Genomic DNA, 22,019 nt, shown 5'->3' on the forward strand with positions numbered 1-22,019 from the left:
TATACAAATTATAAAGTAATATATATACTTTTCGGAAATGATATTATGCATCTGATAAAGATAGGAGGAAGTTTAACATATTATGCAAAACCACTATTAAATAAATTAAAGCGTTTTAGCGATGAGTATGAAGAAAAAATAATTGTAGTGCCCGGTGGTGGAGCATTTGCCAATGTTGTTAGAGAATTAAATGAAAAGGGTGGATTGAATAATAGGAGCTCACATAAACTTGCCACCATGTCTATGGATATGATGGGTATTTATTTCTCTGAAATTTCTAACATTAAAACAGCCGATAATTTATACGACGCAAAATATATATTAAAGAATGATAATATTGTTATACTACTTCCATCAAAAATTGTATTATCAACGGATGAGCTCCCCTGTTCATGGGATGTTACATCGGATTCAATAGGAGCTCATATTGCCAGACTTTTGAATTTGAATAGTATTATAATTGCCACTGATGTTGATGGCATATATGATAACTATCCAGAAGGAAAACTATTAAATACTATAAATGCAAAATCCATTAAAGGTTTCACATCGGTTGATAGTTATTTACCAAAATTATTATTAAAACACAATATCGAATGTTTTGTGGTTAATGGGAAATATCCCGATAGAATAATAAGTATTTTAAAAAACAACAATGATATATATACCAAAATTAACTTACAATAATCGGAATATTTAAAATGGGAATAATAATTAATATAAAAATATAAAAATAATATAAAAGACAATATTAAATAATAAATAATTGGTGATAATATGAAATATAGATGCACATCATGCAATGCAGAAATAGCTCCAAGAGAGCATGCTACAAAATTTTTATGTCCAAACTGCGGAAAGGCAGAGATAGTAAGATGTGAAAAATGCAGAAAATTGAGCAACCCCTACAAATGTCCAAACTGTGGATATGAGGGACCATAATTAAATAAATAACTTAATAATTTAAATCATTTTATATTCAAATAATAATGGGTGAAAAGCATGGCAAAGGTTATGGCGAAATTAAAAGTAATGCCTGTAAGTCCAGAAGTGGATAAAGAAAATTTAAAGAAAAAAGTAAAAGAAACCGTAGAAAAAATGGATACAATATGCAGAAATATATCTGATGAGCCATTGGCATTTGGTTTATATGCAATATATGTTCTTATAGAGATGGAAGAAAGGGAAGGCGGAACAGAACCTATTGAAAATGCAATATCTCAATTGGACGATGTAGAAAGTGTAGAGGCAGTAGAGGTTTCATTAGTTTAATAATATTAACTAAATATCTATTCTTTTAATATTTAATTATGATTATATATCTTTATGATGGAATATAATATATATTATTAATGATAGCATGATAAACTATATAAACAAGTTTAAGCAAATGAAGGAATTTGTCAAATGTATTGAAGATAGTGGATATTCTGTTTATATTCATCATAAAGATAAACCTATTTTGGAAGTCGGGACTAAAAAATCCAATTACTTATTAAAAAACACAGTTGGTGATGTGAAAATTCACTACATAAACACCACCAAATTAATAGCAAAAATAGGCATTGAGCTATTAAAATCATAATTTTTAGTAGAGTTATTAAATAAATAAAAATAAAAATAAAAATTAAGATATATTTACCTAAATAAAAAAATAAGAAAGAAAAAAAAGAAAAAAAGGTGAATAAACGATGAGTAAGTTAAATTATAAAGTAGAAGCAGACCCAAGCAAAACCGCAAGAGCTATGGGTAGAGCTCTAAGAATTTCAAGAAAGCATGCAGTTGAAATTTGCAGAGAGATAAATGGTATGAAGCTAAATGATGCTATTGCATACTTAAATAGAGTAATTGAGTTGAAACAGGTTGTTCCATTTAAAAGACATGGAAAAGATGTTCCTCACAGAAAAGGAAAATATGGTTGGACAGCAGGAAGATTCCCACAAAAAGCATCAAGTGAAATATTGAAAGTTCTCGACAATGCAAAGAAAAATGCAGAATACAAAGGGCTTAACACCGACAAATTGAGAATAAAACATATATCCTCAAACAAAGGATTTACAATAAAGAGATATATGCCAAGGGCATTTGGTAGAGCATCACCTAAATTCCAAGAAACAGTTCATATTCAAGTAATATTGGAAGAATTCCATTAATAATATAAACTATTAGAATAAAAAATGAGAATAAAATAAAAATAAGAAATAAGATTAAGAACTAATTAATATATGGGTGAAAATAAATGATTGAAAGAGCATTTGTAAAAGAGAATGTTGTAGAAACATTAGTTGATGAGTATCTCAAAAACAAGTTACCAAGAGCAGGATACAGCCACATGGATATAAAAAAGACACCAGTAGGAACAAGAATAACAGTATTCGCTGAAAAACCAGGTTTTGTAATTGGAAGAAAGGGTAGAATGGTAAAAGAATTAACCGAAACCATTGCAAATAAATATGGCGTAGAAAATCCTCAAATTGAAGTTAAACAAATCCAAAATCCTGATTTAGACCCAGAGGTTGTAGCCCAAAAAATAGCCTCATCTCTTGAAAGGGGTATGCATTTCAGAAGAGTTGCTCACTCAGCAGTTAGAAGGGTTATGGGAGCAGGTGCAAAAGGTATTGTTATAATTATCTCAGGAAAATTAACTGGTGAAAGGTCAAGAACAGAAAAATTCATGGAAGGATATATGAAACACTGCGGAGAACCATCAGAAGTTCTTGTTAAAAAAGCACATAAACTTGCAAAATTAAAACTTGGGATAATTGGTGTTACTGTAAAAATCATGCCCCCAGAGATTGTATTACCTGATGAAATTGTTATAAGAGACGGTGCTGGGGAAGTTCAAGAGGTAGCAGTAAATGAATCAGCAGCAGTAGTAGGAGAAGTATCAGAAGAATAAATTATTATTAAAGGTGATAGAAAATGGCTATATTAAAAGCTAGTGATATAAGAGAAATGAATATTTCTGAAATGAATGAAAAATTAGCTGAGTTGAAAAAGGAGCTCATGAAAGAAAATGCAAATAAAGCCACTGGAGGCTCTCCATCAAATCCTGGTAAGATTAAAGAGATAAAAAGGACAATTGCAAGAATATATACAATAATGAATGAGAAGAAAGGAGAAGCTGAGGCATAATCTAAATAACTATTATAATAATAAAAATTAAAATTTAACAAAACTTATAAATATAATTTATTTCAATCTATTATTAAATTAACTTCAATTATATGTTAAATTATATATTAAAAAAGAAATAGGATTAATTTAAACCAAGAGGTGCAGTAATGCCTGAAATTTGTCCAAGATGTGGGCTACCAAAAGAATTATGTGTATGCGAAGAAATTGCAAAAGAAGAACAAAAAATAAAAATATATGTTGCAAAAAGAAGATTTGGAAAATTAATGACTGTAATTGAAGGTTTTGATACAGATTTAATTGATGTAAAAGACCTTGCAAAGAAATTAAAAGATATATGTGCATGTGGAGGAACTGTAAAAAAGGATTCCATTGAATTGCAGGGAGACCACAGGAGAAAAGTTGAAGAAGCTCTGGTAAAGATGGGATTCTCGAAGGATACTATTGAAGTTAGATAAAAATATATATGATAAACTAATAAAAAAATAAAAAAGATAAATCATATTAATAATAATCTTTATATACCACATAATCATTACATTATGAAGTAATTAATTATTAATATCATAATATTATATTTAGATTATAAAAATCAAGGAAATAAGGATGCCTGTTGGCACACCCTTATGTCCTTATGGGTCGGGGGACACCCAAATGATAACTCCACAAAATATATTGAGACATGAATTAATTGGATTAAATGTTGAGATTGTAAAATCTCCAAATCTATCCCTGGTTGGAATAAAAGGCAAAGTTGTTGATGAAACAAGAAATACCCTAATTATTGAAAGATTTGGCAGTGGCAAAGAGATAAGAATTCCAAAGGATGTTGCAGTATTTAGATTTGAATTAAAAGATAAATCTGTTGATGTGATAGGAAGCCTTTTAATCGGAAGACCAGAGGATAGATTGAAGAGGAAAATAAAAACTATTTATCCATACTAATTCATTATCTATTTTAAAGTCCCCAAAGAAAAGAATGGCATATAAAAACTTATATTAAGTTTGATATTATTTCTACCTTGCATATATGCCACATTTACTATTATCGAAAAATAAATAAGCAAATATATATTTATTTTAATCGTTAATGTGGTATGTGCACTTGAAGTAAATTTAGGAGGTATTATTATGAGAAATATAGGAATTGATGTTAAATCTCCTGAAAATACATGTAATGATAAAGACTGTCCATTCCATGGCAATTTGCCAGTAAGAGGACAGGTATTTGAAGGTATTGTGGTAAGTGATAAAGGACACAATACCGTTGTAATTAAAAGGGAGATTGTAAGCTATATACCAAAATATGAAAGATACGAAAAAAGAACAGCTACAATGGTTGCTCACAATCCATCATGCATAGGTGCAAAGGTTGGAGATAAGGTAAAAATTGCAGAGTGCAGGCCTATAAGCAAAACTAAGTCATTTGTAGTTGTTGAAAAAACAGAACTTACAGAATAAGGTGATTTCATGAAGGGATTTGGTTCAAAAGTAATAAGAGCTCTGCCAAATGGAGCTAGGCTAGTCTGTGCGGATAACACCGGGGCAAAAGAACTTGAAGTAATTGCAGTTAAAAACTACAAAGGAGTTACTAGAAGACTGCCTGCTGGTGGAGTAGGGAGCATGGTTTTTGTTTCTGTTAAGAAAGGAACGCCTGAAATGAGAAAACAGGTATTGCCTGCTATTATCATAAGACAGAAAAAGGAATATAGAAGACCAGATGGTTCAAGAGTTAAATTTGAAGATAATGCTGCGGTAATTGTAACACCAGACGGAAATCCAAAAGGTTCGGAAATAAAAGGACCTGTTGCAAAAGAGGCAGCTGAAAGATGGCCTGGTGTATCAAGGCTAGCTAAAATAATTCACTAATAAAATTCACTAATAATAAAATATGTTGTAAAAATAAAAGGTGAATAATATGGTTTTGACAAACTCAAAACAGCCAAGGAAACAAAGAAAAGCACTTTACAACGCTCCACATCATTTGAGAAATAGATTGATGTCATCAACGCTCTCAAAGGAGTTAAAGGAAAAATACAATAAAAATGCACTTCCTGTTAGAAAAGGAGATGTTGTAAAGATAATGAGAGGAAACTTCAAAAATATAGAAGGAGAAGTATCAAAAGTTGATTATAAATCTTACAAAATATATGTAGAAGGAGCAGTAAATAGAAAACAGGATGGAAAAGAATCTCCATATCCAATTCATCCATCAAATGTTATGATTGTTAAATTGGATGACTCAGACGAAAGGAGATTTAAATTTTTAAAAAATGAATAACTGAGGTGCGAATATGGCAAGTAAGGGACCTAAAAGACATCTAAAAAGATTACCCGCTCCAACAAATTGGCAACTTCCAAGAAAAGTTAAAAAATTTACTACCAGAGCTCTGCCAGGACCACATTCAATGGATAATTCATTGCCATTATTGTTGATAGTTAGGGATATTTTAGGCTATGCAGATAATGCAAGAGAAGCTAAAAAAATCATTAAAATGGGTAAAATATTAGTTGATGGCGTAAAAAGAAAAGAACACAGATATCCAGCAGGATTAATGGATGTAATTTCCATACCTGATACAAATGAAAACTTTTTAGTATTGCTTGATGAAAAAGGTAGAATTACCTTGAAGAAAACAGATAAGAATGATGTAAAATTATGCAAAATTAAAAATAAAACTGTGATTAAAGGCGGACATATTCAATTAAACCTTCATGATGGTAGAAACCAGATTGTAAAGGTTTCAGATGCTACAAAGGCAGAAGAGGATATCTATAAAACCGGAGATTGTGTTCTTATCTCAATCCCTGAACAAGAAATAGTAGGTCATGTCCAGTTTGGTGAAGGAAAATTGGCATATATTACTGGTGGAAAACACGCAGGAGATTTTGCAAAAATCATTGAAATAGAAAAGAGAAAATTATATCCTGATATTATTACCCTTGAAACAAAAGATGGAGAACAGTTTAAAACCATTAAAGACTATGTATTTGTAGTTGGCGATGAAGAACCTGTTTTACCATCATTAAAGGAATAATTTAATAATTAATATACTTAATAATATAATGATAATTAAGTGAGATAAGAGTAAATGATAGCAAATAATAGCAAATCATAAAGATAAATTTAAGTAATTGAATAACTAAACATGGTGGAAAAATGACATTCCAAGAAACATGGGAAAAACAGCCTATGAGAAAACCTAAGATAGAGAAGGTTACCATCAATATGGGTGTAGGCGAAAGTGGAGATAGGTTGCTTACCGGTGCAAAAGTTATTGAAGAAATTACTGGTCAAAAACCTGTAAGAACACTGGCTAAACAAACTAACCCTGCATTTGGTATTAGAAAAAAACTTCCAATTGGTTTAAAAGTCACATTGAGAGGAAAAAAAGCAGAAGAATTTTTAAAAAATGCATTTATAGCATTTAAAGCATCTGGGAAAACATTATATTCCTATTCATTTGATAAAAGGGGAAACTTTTCATTCGGTATTCCAGAGCATATTGACTTCCCAGGCCAAAAATATGAGCCAGATGTCGGAATCTATGGTATGGATGTATGTGTAACCTTTGAAAAACCAGGATACAGAGTTAAAAGAAGAAAAGTAAAAAGAAACAGCCTTCCTGAAAAACACCAAGTTAAAAAAGATGAAGCTATTGAATACATAAAATTGAACTTTGGTGTTGATGTAGTAGAGGAAGAATAACTTATAAATTAAATTAATTAAACTAATAATTAAATTAAGTTAAGTTTCTACGATATATAACTTATTTTAATTAAATAACGAGTGCAAAATAACGAAATAGATGTAATATTTATAATTATACTGGATATAGTAACTTTCGGATTTTGCTTGGAGGTCGAAAAAAATGACAAAAGCACCATATAAGAAAAAATACGGATACGGTTCTAAGGTATGTTCAAGATGTGGAAGGAAAGGACCTGGAATCATTAGAAAATATGGATTGAACTTATGCAGACAGTGTTTTAGAGAATTAGCACCAAAATTAGGATTTAAAAAATATGATTAAGGATAAGGATTAAGGAGGTATCAACATGAGTCTAATGGACCCACTTGCGAATGCATTGAACCATCTATCCAACTGTGAAAGAGTGGGAAAGAATGTGGCATACATAAAGCCCGCCTCAAAACTCATAGGAAGAGTATTGAAAGTTATGCAGGATAAGGGATACATAGGAAACTTTGAATACATAGAAGATGGTAAAGCAGGAATCTATAAAGTAGAACTGACAGGACATATAAACAAATGTGGAGCAGTTAAGCCAAGATATGCTGTTAAAAAGCATGAATTTGAGAAATTTGAAAAAAGATATTTGCCTGCAAAAGGTTTTGGTTTATTGATTGTAAGCACACCAAAAGGATTAATGACCCATGATGAAGCTAAGGAGCAAGGCTTGGGTGGAAGATTGATATCATATATTTTCTAAGATAGATATTCTAAGATATTATATAGATATTCTAAGTTAAATTATAATTATTTAAACACGATAAATGGAGGTATGGTTATGCCAGTTGCCGCTATAATGAGGGAAGAGATTGAAATACCTGACAATGTTTCTGTTGAGATAAATGGCAACGAAGTTGTTGTTAAATCAGGCGGAAAAGAACTTAAAAGAACACTTTCCTTCCCAAATGTAAGCATTAAAAAAGAAGATAATAAAATAGTTATTGAAAGTTTATATCCAAGAAAAAAACAGGCAGCAATTATCGGAACATTTGCATCCCACATCAACAACATGATAAAGGGCGTAGTTGATGGATTTGAATATAAATTGAAAATAAGATATGCTCACTTCCCTATGAAAATTAGTGTTAAAGGTAATGAAGTAATTATAGACAACTTTTTAGGTGAGAAACACCCAAGAAAAGCAAGAATTATGGAAGGAGTGAATGTCAAAGTGAGCGGTGAAGATATTATAGTTAGCGGAATAGATAAAGAAAAAACAGGACAGACCGCCGCAAACATTGAACAGGCAACAAGAGTTAAAGGAAGAGATACCAGAGTATTCCAAGACGGTATCTATATTGTAGAAAAAGCAGGGAAAGTGTTATAAGGTGGTTTCATGAGTAAAAAAAGGTTATTGAGATTAAAACTCAAAATGAAACAAAAAAAACCTGACTTTAAAAGGCAGGAATGGTTCAAGTGTAAAAGAATAGGCACAAGTTGGAGAAGACCCATAGGACTTCACAGTGGGATGAGAAAACAGTTGAAACACAGACCAGCTATTGTTAAGATAGGATACAGAGCTCCGGCTCTTGTAAGAGGATTGCATCCATCAGGTTTAGAAGATGTTCTCATCCATAATGTAAAAGAGTTGGAAGCATTAAATCCTGAAACACAAGGAGCTAGGGTGGCTTCAACTGTTGGCAGAAGAAAAAAGATAGAAATAGTAAAAAGAGCTAATGAATTAGGTATCAGATTATTAAATATTTCCAACGAGAAACAGGAAGAACTTTTAAATATTACTAAGGAAGTTTCAGAAGAGGAAATAAAAGAAGAAACCGAAAAAGAAACAGAAGAATAATATAATAATTTTATATATTTATTTATGTTAGGTGATATAATGGATATATCAACCCAGAGGAGAATTGCCGCAGATGTGCTGGACTGTGGTATTGATAGAGTATGGATTGACCCTGAAAATTTGGATAAGGTCAAAATGGCTATTACCAAAGATGACATCAGGATGTTAATTAAAGAAGGTATTATTGTAAAAAAACAGAAAAAAGGAATAAGCAGGGCTAGAACTCAGAAATTAAAAGAACAGAAAAGAAAAGGTAAAAGAAAAGGCCCAGGTTCAAGAAGAGGGGCAAAAGGCTCTAGAACTCCTAAAAAAAGAAAATGGATAAACACCATAAGGCCTTTGAGAAGTATGTTAAAGGAGCTCAGGGAAGATGAAACAATTGAAAGAAGCACATATAGAAAATTATATAGAATGGCAAAAGGTGGAGCATTCAGAAGTAAAAACCACATGAAGATGTATATGAAAGACCATGGGCTTCTTGCGGAATAAATAAAAAATCTTTTTAGATTTTTAAATTCGCTTTATTCCATATTAAAATTATATAGGAGGTATAATCATGGCACATAGTGCTAAATATAGGGTCCCTTTTAGAAGAAGAAGGGAAGGAAAAACGAATTATAGATTAAGATTAAAATTGCTTTTATCAAAAAAACCAAGATTGGTTGTTAGAAAATCTTTAAACAATATAGTAGCTCAGCTTGTAGCTTATGACGAGATTGGAGATAAAATATTGGTTTCAGCTCATTCAAGAGAGCTCGTAAAAATGGGATACAAAGGACACTGTGGAAACATACCCGCTGCATACTTAACAGGACTTTTACTGGGTAAAAAGGCACTTAAAGAAGGTTATGAAGAAGCAGTTCTTGATTTAGGATTGCAAAGTGCTACAAAAGGAGCAGCTGTTTTTGCTATATTGAAGGGAGCAGTTGATGCAGGAATGGATATACCACACAGTGATGACATTCTTCCAGAAGATGAGAGAATTAATGGTTCTCATGTAAAGCAATATGCCAAGCTCCTAAAAGAAGAAGATGAAGAAAAATACAAAAAACAGTTTTCAAAGTATTTAGAGAAAGGATTGAATCCTGAAAATTTGCCAGAACACTTTGAAGAAATAAAGGAGAAGGTTCTCAGTTTATAATTTGAGATATAAAGGTGAAATCATGGCAGCTGAAAAAAGATTTAATGTAGAAGCTTGGGAACCTAAAACCCAGGTAGGAAAAATGGTAAAAGAGGGGACCATTACTGATATGGATTATATTTTAGATAATGGTCTTCCTCTATTAGAGCCTGAAATTGTAGATGCATTACTTCCTGATATTACAGAACAGGTTTTAGATGTTTCACTTGTTCAGAGAATGCACAAATCAGGAAGAAGAGCAAGATTTAGAGCTACCGTTGCAGTAGGAAATAAAAACGGTTATGTTGGCGTAGGAATGGGTAAAGCAAAAGAAGTAGGGCCTGCAATTAGAAAAGCTATTGCTCATGCAAAATTATCATTGATTAGAATAAGATTAGGATGCGGTTCATGGGAATGCGGTTGTGGAGCACCTCATTCAATTCCATTTACTGCAAAAGGTTCCTGTGCAAGTGTAAAAATTGAGTTATTACCTGCACCAAGGGGAGTAGGTTTAGTGGCAGGAGATGTTGCAAAGGCAGTATTGGGTCTTGCAGGTATAAAAGATATCTGGACAAAAACATTTGGAGACACAAGAACAACATACAACTTTGCAATGGCTACATTTGATGCACTTAAAAACTTGAATTTTGTTAGATATCTGCCAGAACACAAAGAAACACTTGGAATTAACGAAGGTAAGGTATTGTAATTAATAATAAATTAATAAATAAATAATATTCTACCAATATTTTTAATAAAATAGGTGATGAAACATGGCTTACGCAGTTGTAAGGGTTAGAGGTAGCGTAGGTGTCAGAGGAGACATTGCAGATACCCTTAAAATGTTAAGATTACATAGGGTAAATCACTGTGTAATAGTTCCAAACACCGAGACATACAAAGGTATGATAAATAAGGTAAAGGATTATATTACCTACGGTGAAATAGATAAAGATACCCTTGTAAAATTGATATTGAAAAGAGGAAGATTGCCCGGAAATAAAAGACTAAATGAAGAAAAAGTTAAGGAATTGATGGATTTATCAGTAGAAGAGTTAGCTGAAAAAATCGTAAATGATGAAATCCTCTTAAAAAATACTCCATTGAAACCAGTATTTAGACTTCACCCTCCAAGAAAGGGATATGACAAAGCTGGTATTAAAAGACCTTTCTCAGTAGGCGGAGCTCTGGGGTACAGAGGAGATGAGATAAACACATTATTAGAGAAAATGATGTAAGCAATTACATTTAAGGTGATTGGATGATAAGAAAAAGTAGAAAAATCACAAAGTTAAGAGGAAGTAGAACCTGTGGATACGGTGCTGCTAAAAAGCACAGAGGCGCAGGTCATAGAGGAGGTAGAGGTTTGGCAGGAGGTCATAAACACAAATGGCTTCACATAGTCAAATACATGCCAGACCACTTTGGAAAATATGGATTTAAAAGACATCCAAGTTTGGTTAAAAAATTAAATACCATTAACTTGGGAGATATTGACGAATTAGTATCCAAAAACAAGGATGCATTTGAAGTTGAAGATGGAAAAATTGTTGTTGATGTAACAGCATTTGAATATGAAAAAGTTCTTGGAAAAGGTAAATTATCCTGTCCAATGATTATAAAAGCAGTGGAATTCTCAGAAGGAGCAAAAGAAAAAATAGAATCTGCTGGTGGAGAGTTTGTTGAATTGTAATTCAATTAAAACAAATCTTTTGATTATATTATTGCTCTTTCTTATTTTTAATAAATATGATGATGTTAGTCTAAATCTTACATCTAAAAACAATTTTAATGCATTTAAATATAATAATATTTTTTAATAAATATTCCTATTTTTTATAGTTTTTTATCAATAGTTATGTTTTTTATGTTTTATAGTTTTGGAATCGTGTATATGGATGATGGGATAAATAAAATTTATAATATGATAATGAAATAAAAATAATAAAGATAAACCAATAAGGTAAAATCGAAAAAATAAAAATTAATAAGTTGATAATTTCTTTATAGTGAACTACCCCGACCTTACGGACGGAGCTTCCTGCTTCCGACCCGTAGTCTCCACAGGCGTCACTTCGGACTGTCCCAGCCCTAGGCTACCTTTTCTTTTCGGTAGCAATAAATATTGTGGGAATAGTTATATAAATAATTTTCGGCTTTCATCCTCCCGTAGCGAAGCGGAGGGCTACAATTAGAAAAACCTTCGGTTTTTGTTGCTCGCTTACTTCGTAAGCGAAATCCGAAGGATTTTTGTTTAATCCCTTACGGAAGGGGACTTCTCGCCGAAATAAGTTAATAAGTTAAAATTTAATGATTTTATAAACAACAATCTTTATTAATTGTTATATATCTCATTAAAATAATAATAAGAAATATTTGGGAGTAAATTTCACTTATTTTTAATATTAAAAATACATGGTGATACATTTGGAGGAATTTCTTCATAAAATAAGACCTATACTTGAATATATCCCAGAAGTGAAGAGACCTGAAAGGGACATAACATTTAAAGAAAAGTTGAAATGGACAGGAATGGTTCTTGTATTGTATTTTATTATGGGAACAATTGATGTATATACAGGAGGAGCTCAGATTCCACCAGTCTTTGAATTCTGGCAAACTGTGACTGCATCTAAAATGGGAACATTGATTACATTAGGTATTGGGCCTATTGTTACCGCAGGAATTATCATGCAGCTTTTGGTCGGCTCTGAAATTATAAAATTGGATTTATCCATTCCAACCAATAGGGCAATGTTTCAGGGACTTCAAAAATTATTTGCAATATTTATGTGTTTCATAGAAGCCATAATGTTTGTTGGTGCAGGTGCATTTGGTCCATTATCGCCACTTCTAATGTTGGTATTGGTTCTTCAATTGGCAATAGGAGCCATACTCTTAATATATCTTGATGAGATAGTTTCAAGGTATGGTATTGGTTCAGGTATTGGTCTTTTCATTGCTGCGGGAGTTTCCCAAACAATATTCGTAGGGACTTTTGGTCCAGATGGATACCTGTGGAAATTCTTCAATGCCCTTATGCAAGGTTCTTTGGGAACTGCATTGGAATTCATACTGCCAATACTGGGAACAATAGTGGTATTCTTTATAGTAGTATATGCTGAAAGTATGAGGGTAGAGATTCCACTTGCACATGGAAGAGTAAGAGGTGCCGTAGGTAAATACCCTATAAAATTTGTATATGTATCAAACCTACCTGTTATTCTTACAGTAGCATTATTTGCAAATATCCAATTATGGGGCATGTTCCTTGAAAAAATGGGATTCCCAATATTGGGACATTATGTAAATGGTAGGGCAGCAGATGGTTTAGCATATTATTTCTCCACACCTTATGGATTAACAAGCGTAATTTCTGACCCATTACATGCCATATTTTACACAATAATGATGATGGTATTTTGTGTAATTTTTGGGATATTCTGGGTTGAAACATCAGGTCTTGATGCAAAATCTATGGCAAAAAGACTTGGAAGTCTTGACATGGCAATTAAAGGATTTAGAAAAAGCACAAAATCTATAGAGCAGAGATTAAAAAGATATATAAAACCTATTACTGTTATGAGCTCAGTATTTATAGGACTACTTGCAGCAGGTGCTAATTTCACAGGAGCTCTTGGTGGAGGAACTGGGGTTTTGCTTACAGTTTCCATAGTTTATAGAATGTATGAACAGCTTGTTCAAGAACAGGTTTCAGAGTTGCATCCTGCACTTGCAAAGTTGTTAAAAAAATAGGATAGGAAATGATTGATAAAAATAAAATAATTAAAAATAAAAAAATAAATAAATTAATTAATAATTAATTATTCTATTGAATAAAACCGCCAATATCCCAAAAAATATAGATATACTCCACAATACAATTACAATATTATACTCTTTCATAGGTTTTTTCTTTAATATAATTCTGGGAAGTGATAAATAGCCACCTTTAACATGGAGCTTCCCATCTTCTCCCAATACTGTTGGAGTATGGTTTTCTCTCTTAGTGACTCCTGCTGAATAATATTTCAGAAAAGCATCAATAATATATGGTAGCATAATGATAATGAATTCTAAAATAACATTTCTCCATATAGCTATTGTAGCTAAAAATGCTCCAATAGATAATGTCCCAACATCCCCTGGGAATATCTTTGCAGGGTATCTATTGAGTATGAAAAATCCAAAATATGACGATAAAAATATCATAACAATCTCAAAACCATAATAATCTCCATTTAACAGCAAAACAATACCTAAAAAAAATGCTGAAATCACACCTAAACCTATTTCTAATCCATTAAATCCAGCCAACATATTTGTTAGATTTGAAGATATCGATATGGCTAAAACAAGTAGTATTATCTTAAATATGTTAAAACCAAATAATAAATAACCTATGGGAATACCAATTAATCCAAGCAGTATAAGCTTTTTATAAGGAGATAATTTATATAAATCATCATATATGCCTATGATTCCAGACATTAATAAAACCGATGATATTATGGGGTTAAAAATAGATATTATCAGAGCGCTTAAAGATACAGGGACAATTCCCCCCATTTCAGGCACTTTGGTTTTTTCTCTCTTGTGTAAATCAATACCGTATTTGTAATTAATCATCTTAGAGATATAAATTCTTGTGAAAATGTATGAGCATATAAAACATAATAAACATAAAACACCTAAAAAATAAATATTTAAACAATGTTCAAGCATTTTTTCACCCTTAATAATCCTAACCAATAATATTAAACTTTTTCGGCGAATATTTTAAAGTATGTGTACCATATATCAATAAATATTAAATTCATAAACTATTTATAAATATATTATTTTAATATGAAATATGCATCTCTAACTATTAATAATATGATAATATAACAATATTGGAGGCATAATATGGGGAATTTAATAAATAAAATCTCTGAGCTCTTTAACAAACATAAATACATAAAACTATTTTTAATAGTTTTGGTTATAGGGCTCATAAGCTTTCAGCTAAGAGCTCAGCCAGCAGATATGGGATTTACAGATAACCCACAATTGAAAAGTATGTTCGCAGATGAACATGGAAGAATGTATTTGGTGGCATTAGACCCTTATTACTATCTAAGATTAACTGAAAATTACTATTATCATGGATATCTTGGGGAAACACTAAAAGAAGTTAATGGAAAATTGGTGCCTTATGATACCTGTCAGTATGCACCACCAGGACATCCAATAACAGAACCAGTTCCTGTAATATGTTTAACCACAATTGCAATATACGATATATGGCATTCGTATGATGCTACTGTAACCTTAATGAATGCAGCATATTGGGTTCCTGCTATAATGGGTATATTGTTGGGAATTCCTGTATTTTTCATAGTTAGAAGAACCACATTAAGCAATATTGGAGGAATTGTAGGGGCATTAACGATAATATCAAGTCCTGCACTATTGTATAAAACTTCAGCAGGTTTTGCAGACACCCCAATATTTGAGGTTTTGCCCATATTATTTATAGTATGGTTTATTATGGAGGCCATACATCACCAGGAAAACCTAAAAAAATCCTTAATATTTGCCACATTGGCAACAATAGTTATGGCATTGGCTCCGAGAATGTGGGCAGGTTGGTGGTATGGATACGATATTGTAAGTGGATTTTTAGTTATATATTTGATATATAGTTATATCATCAAAAATAGTTATAAAAAAACTGTTGTTGTAGAAGTTGGAAACATAAAAAATATACTTTCCATTATAGGTATATTTACTGCGGGCGGAGTTCTACTGATATCTGCTATATATGGAATAAATAATTTCATAAATGGAGCTCTTGCACCCATTGGCTTTACAACAATAAAGGCAGTTTCCCATGCATCAGGATGGCCAAATGTATATACGACTGTATCGGAGCTCGCCACTCCATCTATCAATGATATTATAAGTGGCTCACTTGGTAATGCATATCTCTTTGTATTGGGTATAATTGGTGCTTTACTGTCATTCATTTCAATGAGATACAAGGAGATGAGTATTAAATTTGATGCAAAATATGCTATATTATTAACACTTTGGTTATTTGCAACATTCTATGCAGCTACAAAAGGTGTTAGGTTTATAGGTTTGATGGTTCCGCCATTATCCATAGGTGTAGGTATATTTGCTGGACAGATGGCAAATATAATAAAAAGAAGAAACGATGATTTAACAAAATGGACATTATACCCAATAATTGGTATTTTATTTTTGGTGGCACTCAAAATTACAGCACAAAAGATACCTAAGATATTGATACCTACAACCTATGTGCCTATTGCAGAATATATTATGATTTTAACTATTGCAATACTTGCAGTGTATAAGATAATTGATATAATCTCTTCAAATAAAGAGATGCAAATAAAAAAGACTATCAGTATATTGCTTGCATTAACTTTGGTTCTTCCACCGCTTGCAAATGCAGTGCCACTGAGCTCGGCACCAACATTGAATAATGGGTGGTTGGAGAGTTTAAATTGGATAAAAACAGAAACTCCAAATAACTCTGTAATCACCTGTTGGTGGGATAATGGGCATATTTATACCTGGGCTACAAGAAAAATGGTAACATTTGATGGAGGTAGCCAAAACTCACCAAGGGCATACTGGGTTGGAAGAGCATTTTCCACATCAGATGAAAATCTTTCCATTGGAATACTTAGAATGCTTGCCACCAGTGGAGATAGTGCATTTGAAGAAAATAGTATTTTAATGAATAAAACAAACCACAGCGTGGCTAAAACTGTAAAGATATTGAATGAGATATTGCCTCTGGATAGAACCGATGCATATACGGTATTAACCAACAAATATGGACTAACAGGTAAAGAAGCATATAATGTATTAAATGCAACTCATCCAGAACATCCAAATCCTGATTATTTAATTACATACAATAGAATGACAGACATTGCTCCAGTTTGGAGTATGTTTGGTATGTGGAACTTCAATCTTTCACCAAATACACCGGATGATAAAAGAGAAAAAGGATATTATCAAAAATTAAGAGGAGAAGGATTTTTAACTAATGGAACACTTGTTATAAGAGTCCCACTACAAAAAACAAAGGATTATATGGTTATGAATCTTATCATGGTAAAAAATTCAACCATGGCAAGTTATGATATTACATACAACACCAAAACAAATACATTGATAAGTGAAAATATCACAGGATTCCATAAGGTAATTGTTAAGGATGAAAATAATATTTATGAAGATACATACAATAAAAATGGGGTTATGAGCGAAATTGTTAGGTTGGAACCAGTAGGAAATGGTCAGTATTATGCCTATGTATGGATATCAACAAGAAATCTCGAAGATAGCGTATATACAAAGCTTCATTTCCTTGATGGATATGGTTTAAAACATATAAAATTGGTTAAAGCATCCTTAGACCCTACAAACTATGGAATTCAGCCAGGATTTAAGGTTTATAAGGTAGATTATGGAAATAAATATTTAAATTAAATAATAAATAACTAAATAAAAAATTATTAAATAAATAATAAAATAATTAATTTTTATTTTTATACACCATTTAAATTATTTTAAAATTATTTTTTATATTATACTTTTATATTATAATTTATACTTTTTTAGGTGATTTAATGACTGTTGAAGTTTTAAGAGTGGGTCATAGAGGAGAACGAGATAAGAGAATTTCTACACATGTGGCATTAACTGCACGAGCTCTGGGTGCGGATAGGATATTATTTATCTGTGATGATAATCATGTAAGAGAAAGTGTAAATAGAATAGTGGAAAACTGGGGTGGAGATTTTAAATTTGAAGTAATAGATTCATGGAAATCTTATATAAAAAGATTTAAAGAAAATAATGGAGTTGTAGTCCATTTAACCATGTATGGTGAAAATATAAATGAGGCAATAAATAACATCAAGGAGGATATAAACACAGGCAAAAATATTTTAATAATAATCGGTGCAGAAAAGGTTCCAAAAGAAGCCTATGAGTTGGCAGATTATAACATATCTATTGGAAATCAACCACACTCAGAAGTTGCAGCAATTGCCATATTTTTAGATAGGCTGTTTGAAGGAAAAACGCTTTATAGAGATTATAAAGATGCAAAAATAAAGGTCATGCCTTCAAAAAAAGAAAAGGTTGTAATAACTGAAAAAAAATAATTAAAAATTAAAAAAGATAAAATAAAATGATAAATAATAACTAAATTAAAAGATAAATGATAAAGTATAATAATAAATAGTCCATATAAAATAATCTTTTTTTGATAATATGCATCATAATGGTGAAAATAATGATATTGAGTGATAGAGATATTCTTGAATATGTAGAATCGGGTAAATTATTTATTGAACCATTTAATATGGATTTTGTTGGGCCGTGTTCTTATGATGTTACACTTGGAGATGAGTTTATCGTATATAACGATGAGGTTTATGATTTAAAGGAAAAGCTTAACCACGAAAAATTTAAAATAAAAAATTCAATAATGGTATGTCCACTATATCATAAATTAGATGATGATATAATAGATTATTATAAGGAAACATATAAAGTAGATACTGTGGTTGATGGAGGATTACTTGGAACTACAAATGAATATATAAAATTATCAAATGATGTATGTGCTCAGTATCAGGGTAGGAGTTCCTTTGGAAGGGTATTTTTACAATCTCATCAAACAGCAGGATGGATTGATGCCGGATTTATGGGGAAAATTACATTGGAGATTGTGGCTTATGATAAACCAGTAATACTCTATAAAAATCAAAGGATTGGACAGTTGATATTTACCAAAACACTTAGTCCTGCAAATGTAGGTTACTGTGATAGGGTGAGCTCTAAATATGGAGGTCAGGATTCTGTAATGCCATCATTAATATGTAAAGAGCTAAATGCTTTAAAAAAGTAATATTAATAAAAATAGGTTGTTAATCATAATACTAAATACTCTAAGATAAAAATAATATAATAATAAAAAATAACAATATGATAATAATAAAATAATAAATAAAATAGTGAAATAATAAAGAAATTAAAAATGAATATATAATAATATAAATAAAAATAAAAAAAGAAACGATTAAAAAATTAAATAAAAAAGATGATATTATGTATGTTCCAGAAGAAATTATAGAAACTATTAGAATGATAGAGCATGAGAATTTAGATATTAGAGCAACTACAATGGGTATAAATTTAAGGGATTGTGCCTGTGAAGATATAGATACCTTAAAGGAAAATATATATAACAAAATCACAACAAACGCAGAGAATCTCGTAGAAACTGCTGAGAGAATATCTAAAAAATACGGTATTCCAATAGTTACAAAGAGGGTTTCAGTTACGCCAATTGGTTCTATTATTGGAAGTGCCATAAAAAACATGGATAAAGAGGAAGCAATTAAGGCATGTGTAGAAGTCGGGAAGACACTTGATAATGCTGCAAAGGATATAAATATAGATTTTATTGGAGGCTATTCTGCACTTGTTCAAAAGGGCATCACAAGAAGCGAAGCAATGTTAATTGATTCCATACCATATATGATGAAGGAAACCGATACCGTATGTTCATCGGTAAATGTTGCCACAACAAAAGCTGGAATAAACATGGATGCCGTTAAAAGAATGGGGGAAGTAATAAAGAAAACCTCTGAAATGACAAAAGATGCATTGGGATGTGCAAAACTTGTTGTATTTGCAAATGCTCCTGAGGATAATCCATTTATGGCTGGGGCATTCCATGGAGTTGGAGAAGGAGACGCCGTAATAAATGTTGGAGTTTCAGGACCTGGTGTTGTAAGGTCAGCTATTGAAAAACTCAAAGGTGCTGATATAGGAACAGTATGCAACGAGATTAAAAAAACTGCATTTAAAATCACAAGAGTGGGTGAGCTCATAGGAAGAGAAGTATCAAAAGAATTAAATGTTCCATTTGGAATTGTGGATTTATCCCTTGCACCAACTCCTGCTGAGGGGGACAGTATAGCTAATATTTTGGAGGCTATTGGCCTTGAAAGATGTGGAACACACGGAACAACCGCTGCATTAGCTTTATTAAACGATGCCGTTAAAAAAGGTGGAGCTATGGCAGCAAGCTATGTAGGGGGATTAAGCGGTTCATTTATCCCAGTTAGTGAAGATGCAGGGATGATAAGGGCTGTTGAGGATGGTGCATTGCGATTAGAAAAACTTGAAGCCATGACCTGTGTATGTTCCGTAGGTCTCGATATGATAGCGATACCTGGAAAAACTCCTGCTTCAACAATATCTGCAATAATAGCCGATGAAATGGCAATAGGTGTAATCAACAAAAAAACCACAGCAGTTAGAATTATACCAGTTCCAAATAAGGATGTTGGAGACTATGTGGAATATGGTGGATTGTTGGGAAGAGCTCCGATTATGCCTGTAAATGAATATTCATCGGAAGAATTTATAAACAGAGGAGGAAGAATACCTTCACCATTACAATCTATGCTGAATTAAAAAAGAAAATATATTTATATACTAAACATAAAATATTATTATTAAATAAAATAATAAAGAATAAAATAATATGATGTGGTAATATGGCTAGAAAAAATGAAGATGTTGGACTTAGCACAAGTGCAGGGCTTGTTAGATATATGGATGAAGATATATCTAAAATTAAAATAGCTCCTGAGAAAGTTCTTGGCATTACCGTTGCAATAATGGTTTTAGAGGCTATTTTAAACTACGGCATATTTATCTAAACTTAATTTTTTAGCATATTTTATTATTAAATAATTATTTTATTGAATATTTTTTTTAATTTATAGCTTTTCTATATATTATCAATATATTTTTATCGAGCTCAGTAGATTTAAAGTTATAGTTCTCGACATAAGGATAATTAACATATTTTTTCAGTTTTTTTCCAAGAGCTCCTGTGAGTATAAATTTAATATTACTTTTATTTTTATATTTATTAATAATATTTGATAATCTTCTTACATTTAGCTCTTCGCATGTGCATCCAAAGTCTCCTCCAATTATTACAATTCCATCAAAAATCTCTGAAAAATCTTTAATGGCATAATCAATAGATTTAACATTAAGACCAGGGTTTATATTTTCAATCATATAGCGGTTATTTATCTCTTTGATATTCATTCTATTTTTTATTTCAAAAGTTTTTATTTTATCGATAATATATTCACAATTAACAAAATTTTTACATATATTTAAAGCAAATAGAGAATCTTCTATATAATGAGCTCCGAATATGTATTTACTAAACTCGATGATTTTGTTATTATATTTATATTTTAGAGGATATTTTGATATAATTTCAGCATCTTCTGGGCTTATGGCAGTTAATTTTTTTAAATTATCATTATTCTTATTATCAACATACTTATTATCAATATATTTATATTTAATATTATTATTAACTAAATCAAGATTATTATTATCATAACCGTAATTATCTAAAATATTTTTATTGATGTATATCCTATCGGCGTTTTTTAAAGTGTATAATTTGGCATTAAGTGCGTTTCGTCTGCCTTTACCGATAGGGTAGTTTTCAACGACATTTGTAAGAGCTCCGTATTTGCATGAGGTAATTCCCAATGATACTTCAAATATAAATAAATTGTATAAATCAAGTTTATTTTCTTCATTTAATCTATTAATATGATTTAATACCGAAACTGGGGTGATAGAACCACTATTACTATTATTTAGAAATATATTATATTCATCCTTTAATATATAATATAGGAGCTCCGTTGTTGTGGTTTTTCCTTTTACACCTGTAATCTCTATGAACTTTTTATGTATATTTCCATATTTTTTATATAGGAGCTCAGAGATAGCATCATGAAAGGAGATAAAATTACAGTCAATTGGGCAGTGTATTGGAGCAATGATATTATCGTATTTTTCAAAATCTGGTTTTTCTTTTGATGATATTAAATTTATATGTTCCATAGAATAATTTAAATTTTTTAAAATATCTTTATCCTTTTCCAATTTCCCGTAGATGTCCCAAACAGATACATTATATCCTAAGTTAATATATTCTTTTGCAATATCCAATGCACCATGATTTACATCGATTATAAGCATAATCTCTCCAATTTTATTTCTTTAATTAATTATTTTATTATTTTATTTTATCACATTACATTTTATTATTTTATTATTATCATAT

The 22,019-nt window shown here is 31.1% G+C and carries 31 protein-coding genes; 29 read left to right on the top strand and 2 right to left on the bottom strand.

Annotation, left to right across the window (positions count from 1 at the left end; translation table 11 throughout):
• Positions 1-45 precede the first annotated feature (45 nt).
• The 24 genes from mfnE to secY all read left to right on the top strand — a co-directional run bounded on the left by mfnE (position 46) and on the right by secY (position 13,561).
• Positions 46-687: a [5-(aminomethyl)furan-3-yl]methyl phosphate kinase gene (gene mfnE, locus METOK_RS03910; protein ID WP_013866928.1), complete on the top strand. Its 642-nt coding sequence runs from the start codon at positions 46-48 to the stop codon at positions 685-687.
• 90 nt (positions 688-777) lie between these two features.
• Positions 778-942, top strand: coding sequence for a zinc finger domain-containing protein (locus tag METOK_RS03915; RefSeq protein ID WP_013866929.1), 165 nt, complete (start codon positions 778-780; stop codon positions 940-942).
• A gap of 60 nt (positions 943-1,002) precedes the next feature.
• Positions 1,003-1,272: an elongation factor 1-beta gene (locus METOK_RS03920; RefSeq protein ID WP_013866930.1), complete on the top strand. Its 270-nt coding sequence runs from the start codon at positions 1,003-1,005 to the stop codon at positions 1,270-1,272.
• A gap of 88 nt (positions 1,273-1,360) precedes the next feature.
• Positions 1,361-1,585 (top strand): hypothetical protein, encoded by a 225-nt coding sequence (locus METOK_RS03925; protein ID WP_013866931.1) that lies wholly within the window; start codon positions 1,361-1,363, stop codon positions 1,583-1,585.
• A 106-nt stretch (positions 1,586-1,691) separates the two neighbouring features.
• Positions 1,692-2,153, top strand: a complete 462-nt coding sequence (locus METOK_RS03930; protein ID WP_013866932.1) for a 50S ribosomal protein L22 — start codon at positions 1,692-1,694, stop codon at positions 2,151-2,153.
• Positions 2,154-2,239: 86 nt separating this feature from the next.
• Positions 2,240-2,899, top strand: coding sequence for a 30S ribosomal protein S3 (locus METOK_RS03935; RefSeq protein ID WP_013866933.1), 660 nt, complete (start codon positions 2,240-2,242; stop codon positions 2,897-2,899).
• 23 nt (positions 2,900-2,922) lie between these two features.
• Complete coding sequence (rpmC, locus tag METOK_RS03940; RefSeq protein WP_013866934.1) at positions 2,923-3,135, top strand: 50S ribosomal protein L29; 213 nt, start codon at positions 2,923-2,925, stop codon at positions 3,133-3,135.
• A gap of 149 nt (positions 3,136-3,284) precedes the next feature.
• Positions 3,285-3,593: a stress response translation initiation inhibitor YciH gene (gene yciH / locus METOK_RS03945; RefSeq protein ID WP_013866935.1), complete on the top strand. Its 309-nt coding sequence runs from the start codon at positions 3,285-3,287 to the stop codon at positions 3,591-3,593.
• Between the two features lie 196 nt (positions 3,594-3,789).
• Positions 3,790-4,080: a ribonuclease P protein component 1 gene (rnp1, locus tag METOK_RS03950; RefSeq protein WP_048058035.1), complete on the top strand. Its 291-nt coding sequence runs from the start codon at positions 3,790-3,792 to the stop codon at positions 4,078-4,080.
• Positions 4,081-4,266: 186 nt separating this feature from the next.
• Entirely contained in the window at positions 4,267-4,596 is a 330-nt protein-coding gene (locus METOK_RS03955; RefSeq protein WP_048057871.1) for a 30S ribosomal protein S17, read from the top strand.
• 9 nt (positions 4,597-4,605) lie between these two features.
• Positions 4,606-5,004, top strand: coding sequence for a 50S ribosomal protein L14 (locus tag METOK_RS03960; protein WP_013866938.1), 399 nt, complete (start codon positions 4,606-4,608; stop codon positions 5,002-5,004).
• Between the two features lie 49 nt (positions 5,005-5,053).
• Entirely contained in the window at positions 5,054-5,416 is a 363-nt protein-coding gene (gene rplX, locus METOK_RS03965) for a 50S ribosomal protein L24 (protein ID WP_013866939.1), read from the top strand.
• A gap of 13 nt (positions 5,417-5,429) precedes the next feature.
• Positions 5,430-6,173, top strand: a complete 744-nt coding sequence (locus tag METOK_RS03970) for a 30S ribosomal protein S4e (protein WP_013866940.1) — start codon at positions 5,430-5,432, stop codon at positions 6,171-6,173.
• A gap of 122 nt (positions 6,174-6,295) precedes the next feature.
• The gene (locus METOK_RS03975; protein ID WP_013866941.1) at positions 6,296-6,844 is read left to right on the top strand and encodes a 50S ribosomal protein L5; all 549 of its coding nucleotides are present in this window, start codon (positions 6,296-6,298) and stop codon (positions 6,842-6,844) included.
• Between the two features lie 163 nt (positions 6,845-7,007).
• Positions 7,008-7,169: a 30S ribosomal protein S14 gene (locus METOK_RS03980; RefSeq protein WP_013866942.1), complete on the top strand. Its 162-nt coding sequence runs from the start codon at positions 7,008-7,010 to the stop codon at positions 7,167-7,169.
• A 25-nt stretch (positions 7,170-7,194) separates the two neighbouring features.
• Positions 7,195-7,587, top strand: a complete 393-nt coding sequence (locus tag METOK_RS03985; RefSeq protein WP_013866943.1) for a 30S ribosomal protein S8 — start codon at positions 7,195-7,197, stop codon at positions 7,585-7,587.
• 78 nt (positions 7,588-7,665) lie between these two features.
• Positions 7,666-8,214, top strand: a complete 549-nt coding sequence (locus tag METOK_RS03990; protein WP_013866944.1) for a 50S ribosomal protein L6 — start codon at positions 7,666-7,668, stop codon at positions 8,212-8,214.
• A 9-nt stretch (positions 8,215-8,223) separates the two neighbouring features.
• Positions 8,224-8,685 carry a 50S ribosomal protein L32e gene (locus tag METOK_RS03995; protein ID WP_013866945.1) on the top strand — a complete coding sequence of 154 codons (462 nt, stop codon included), beginning with the start codon at positions 8,224-8,226 and terminating at the stop codon, positions 8,683-8,685.
• Positions 8,686-8,724: 39 nt separating this feature from the next.
• Positions 8,725-9,174: a 50S ribosomal protein L19e gene (locus METOK_RS04000; RefSeq protein WP_013866946.1), complete on the top strand. Its 450-nt coding sequence runs from the start codon at positions 8,725-8,727 to the stop codon at positions 9,172-9,174.
• Positions 9,175-9,241: 67 nt separating this feature from the next.
• A complete protein-coding gene (locus tag METOK_RS04005; RefSeq protein WP_013866947.1) occupies positions 9,242-9,826 on the top strand; it encodes a 50S ribosomal protein L18 in 585 nt (194 codons plus the stop codon).
• A 22-nt stretch (positions 9,827-9,848) separates the two neighbouring features.
• Positions 9,849-10,514, top strand: a complete 666-nt coding sequence (locus tag METOK_RS04010) for a 30S ribosomal protein S5 (RefSeq protein WP_013866948.1) — start codon at positions 9,849-9,851, stop codon at positions 10,512-10,514.
• Between the two features lie 64 nt (positions 10,515-10,578).
• Positions 10,579-11,043 carry a 50S ribosomal protein L30 gene (locus METOK_RS04015; RefSeq protein WP_013866949.1) on the top strand — a complete coding sequence of 155 codons (465 nt, stop codon included), beginning with the start codon at positions 10,579-10,581 and terminating at the stop codon, positions 11,041-11,043.
• Between the two features lie 23 nt (positions 11,044-11,066).
• On the top strand, positions 11,067-11,498 hold the full coding sequence (locus tag METOK_RS04020) for an uL15 family ribosomal protein (RefSeq protein ID WP_013866950.1): 432 nt from the start codon (positions 11,067-11,069) through the stop codon (positions 11,496-11,498).
• Between the two features lie 722 nt (positions 11,499-12,220).
• Complete coding sequence (secY, locus tag METOK_RS04025) at positions 12,221-13,561, top strand: preprotein translocase subunit SecY (protein WP_013866951.1); 1,341 nt, start codon at positions 12,221-12,223, stop codon at positions 13,559-13,561.
• 57 nt (positions 13,562-13,618) lie between these two features.
• On the opposite strand, the gene METOK_RS04030 is transcribed toward secY, so the two are convergent.
• A complete protein-coding gene (locus tag METOK_RS04030; protein ID WP_013866952.1) occupies positions 13,619-14,530 on the bottom strand; it encodes an MraY family glycosyltransferase in 912 nt (303 codons plus the stop codon).
• A gap of 183 nt (positions 14,531-14,713) precedes the next feature.
• Here METOK_RS04030 and METOK_RS04035 point away from each other — a divergent pair, with 183 nt between their 5' ends.
• The 5 genes from METOK_RS04035 to METOK_RS04055 all read left to right on the top strand — a co-directional run bounded on the left by METOK_RS04035 (position 14,714) and on the right by METOK_RS04055 (position 20,574).
• A complete protein-coding gene (locus tag METOK_RS04035; RefSeq protein WP_013866953.1) occupies positions 14,714-17,320 on the top strand; it encodes an STT3 domain-containing protein in 2,607 nt (868 codons plus the stop codon).
• A 140-nt stretch (positions 17,321-17,460) separates the two neighbouring features.
• A complete protein-coding gene (locus METOK_RS04040) occupies positions 17,461-18,000 on the top strand; it encodes a tRNA (cytidine(56)-2'-O)-methyltransferase (protein WP_013866954.1) in 540 nt (179 codons plus the stop codon).
• A 131-nt stretch (positions 18,001-18,131) separates the two neighbouring features.
• A complete protein-coding gene (dcd, locus tag METOK_RS04045; RefSeq protein ID WP_048057873.1) occupies positions 18,132-18,749 on the top strand; it encodes a dCTP deaminase in 618 nt (205 codons plus the stop codon).
• Positions 18,750-18,949: 200 nt separating this feature from the next.
• The gene (locus METOK_RS04050; RefSeq protein WP_013866956.1) at positions 18,950-20,326 is read left to right on the top strand and encodes a PFL family protein; all 1,377 of its coding nucleotides are present in this window, start codon (positions 18,950-18,952) and stop codon (positions 20,324-20,326) included.
• A gap of 83 nt (positions 20,327-20,409) precedes the next feature.
• Positions 20,410-20,574 (top strand): preprotein translocase subunit Sec61beta, encoded by a 165-nt coding sequence (locus tag METOK_RS04055; RefSeq protein WP_013866957.1) that lies wholly within the window; start codon positions 20,410-20,412, stop codon positions 20,572-20,574.
• Positions 20,575-20,629: 55 nt separating this feature from the next.
• Here METOK_RS04055 and cfbE read toward each other — a convergent pair whose 3' ends face one another.
• Positions 20,630-21,934, bottom strand: a complete 1,305-nt coding sequence (cfbE, locus tag METOK_RS04060) for a coenzyme F430 synthase (RefSeq protein ID WP_013866958.1) — start codon at positions 21,932-21,934, stop codon at positions 20,630-20,632.
• Between the last annotated feature and the right edge of the window lie 85 nt (positions 21,935-22,019).

The organism is Methanothermococcus okinawensis IH1 (assembly GCF_000179575.2).
GTDB classification, from domain to species: Archaea; AGJL01; Methanococci; order Methanococcales; family Methanococcaceae; genus Methanofervidicoccus; species Methanofervidicoccus okinawensis.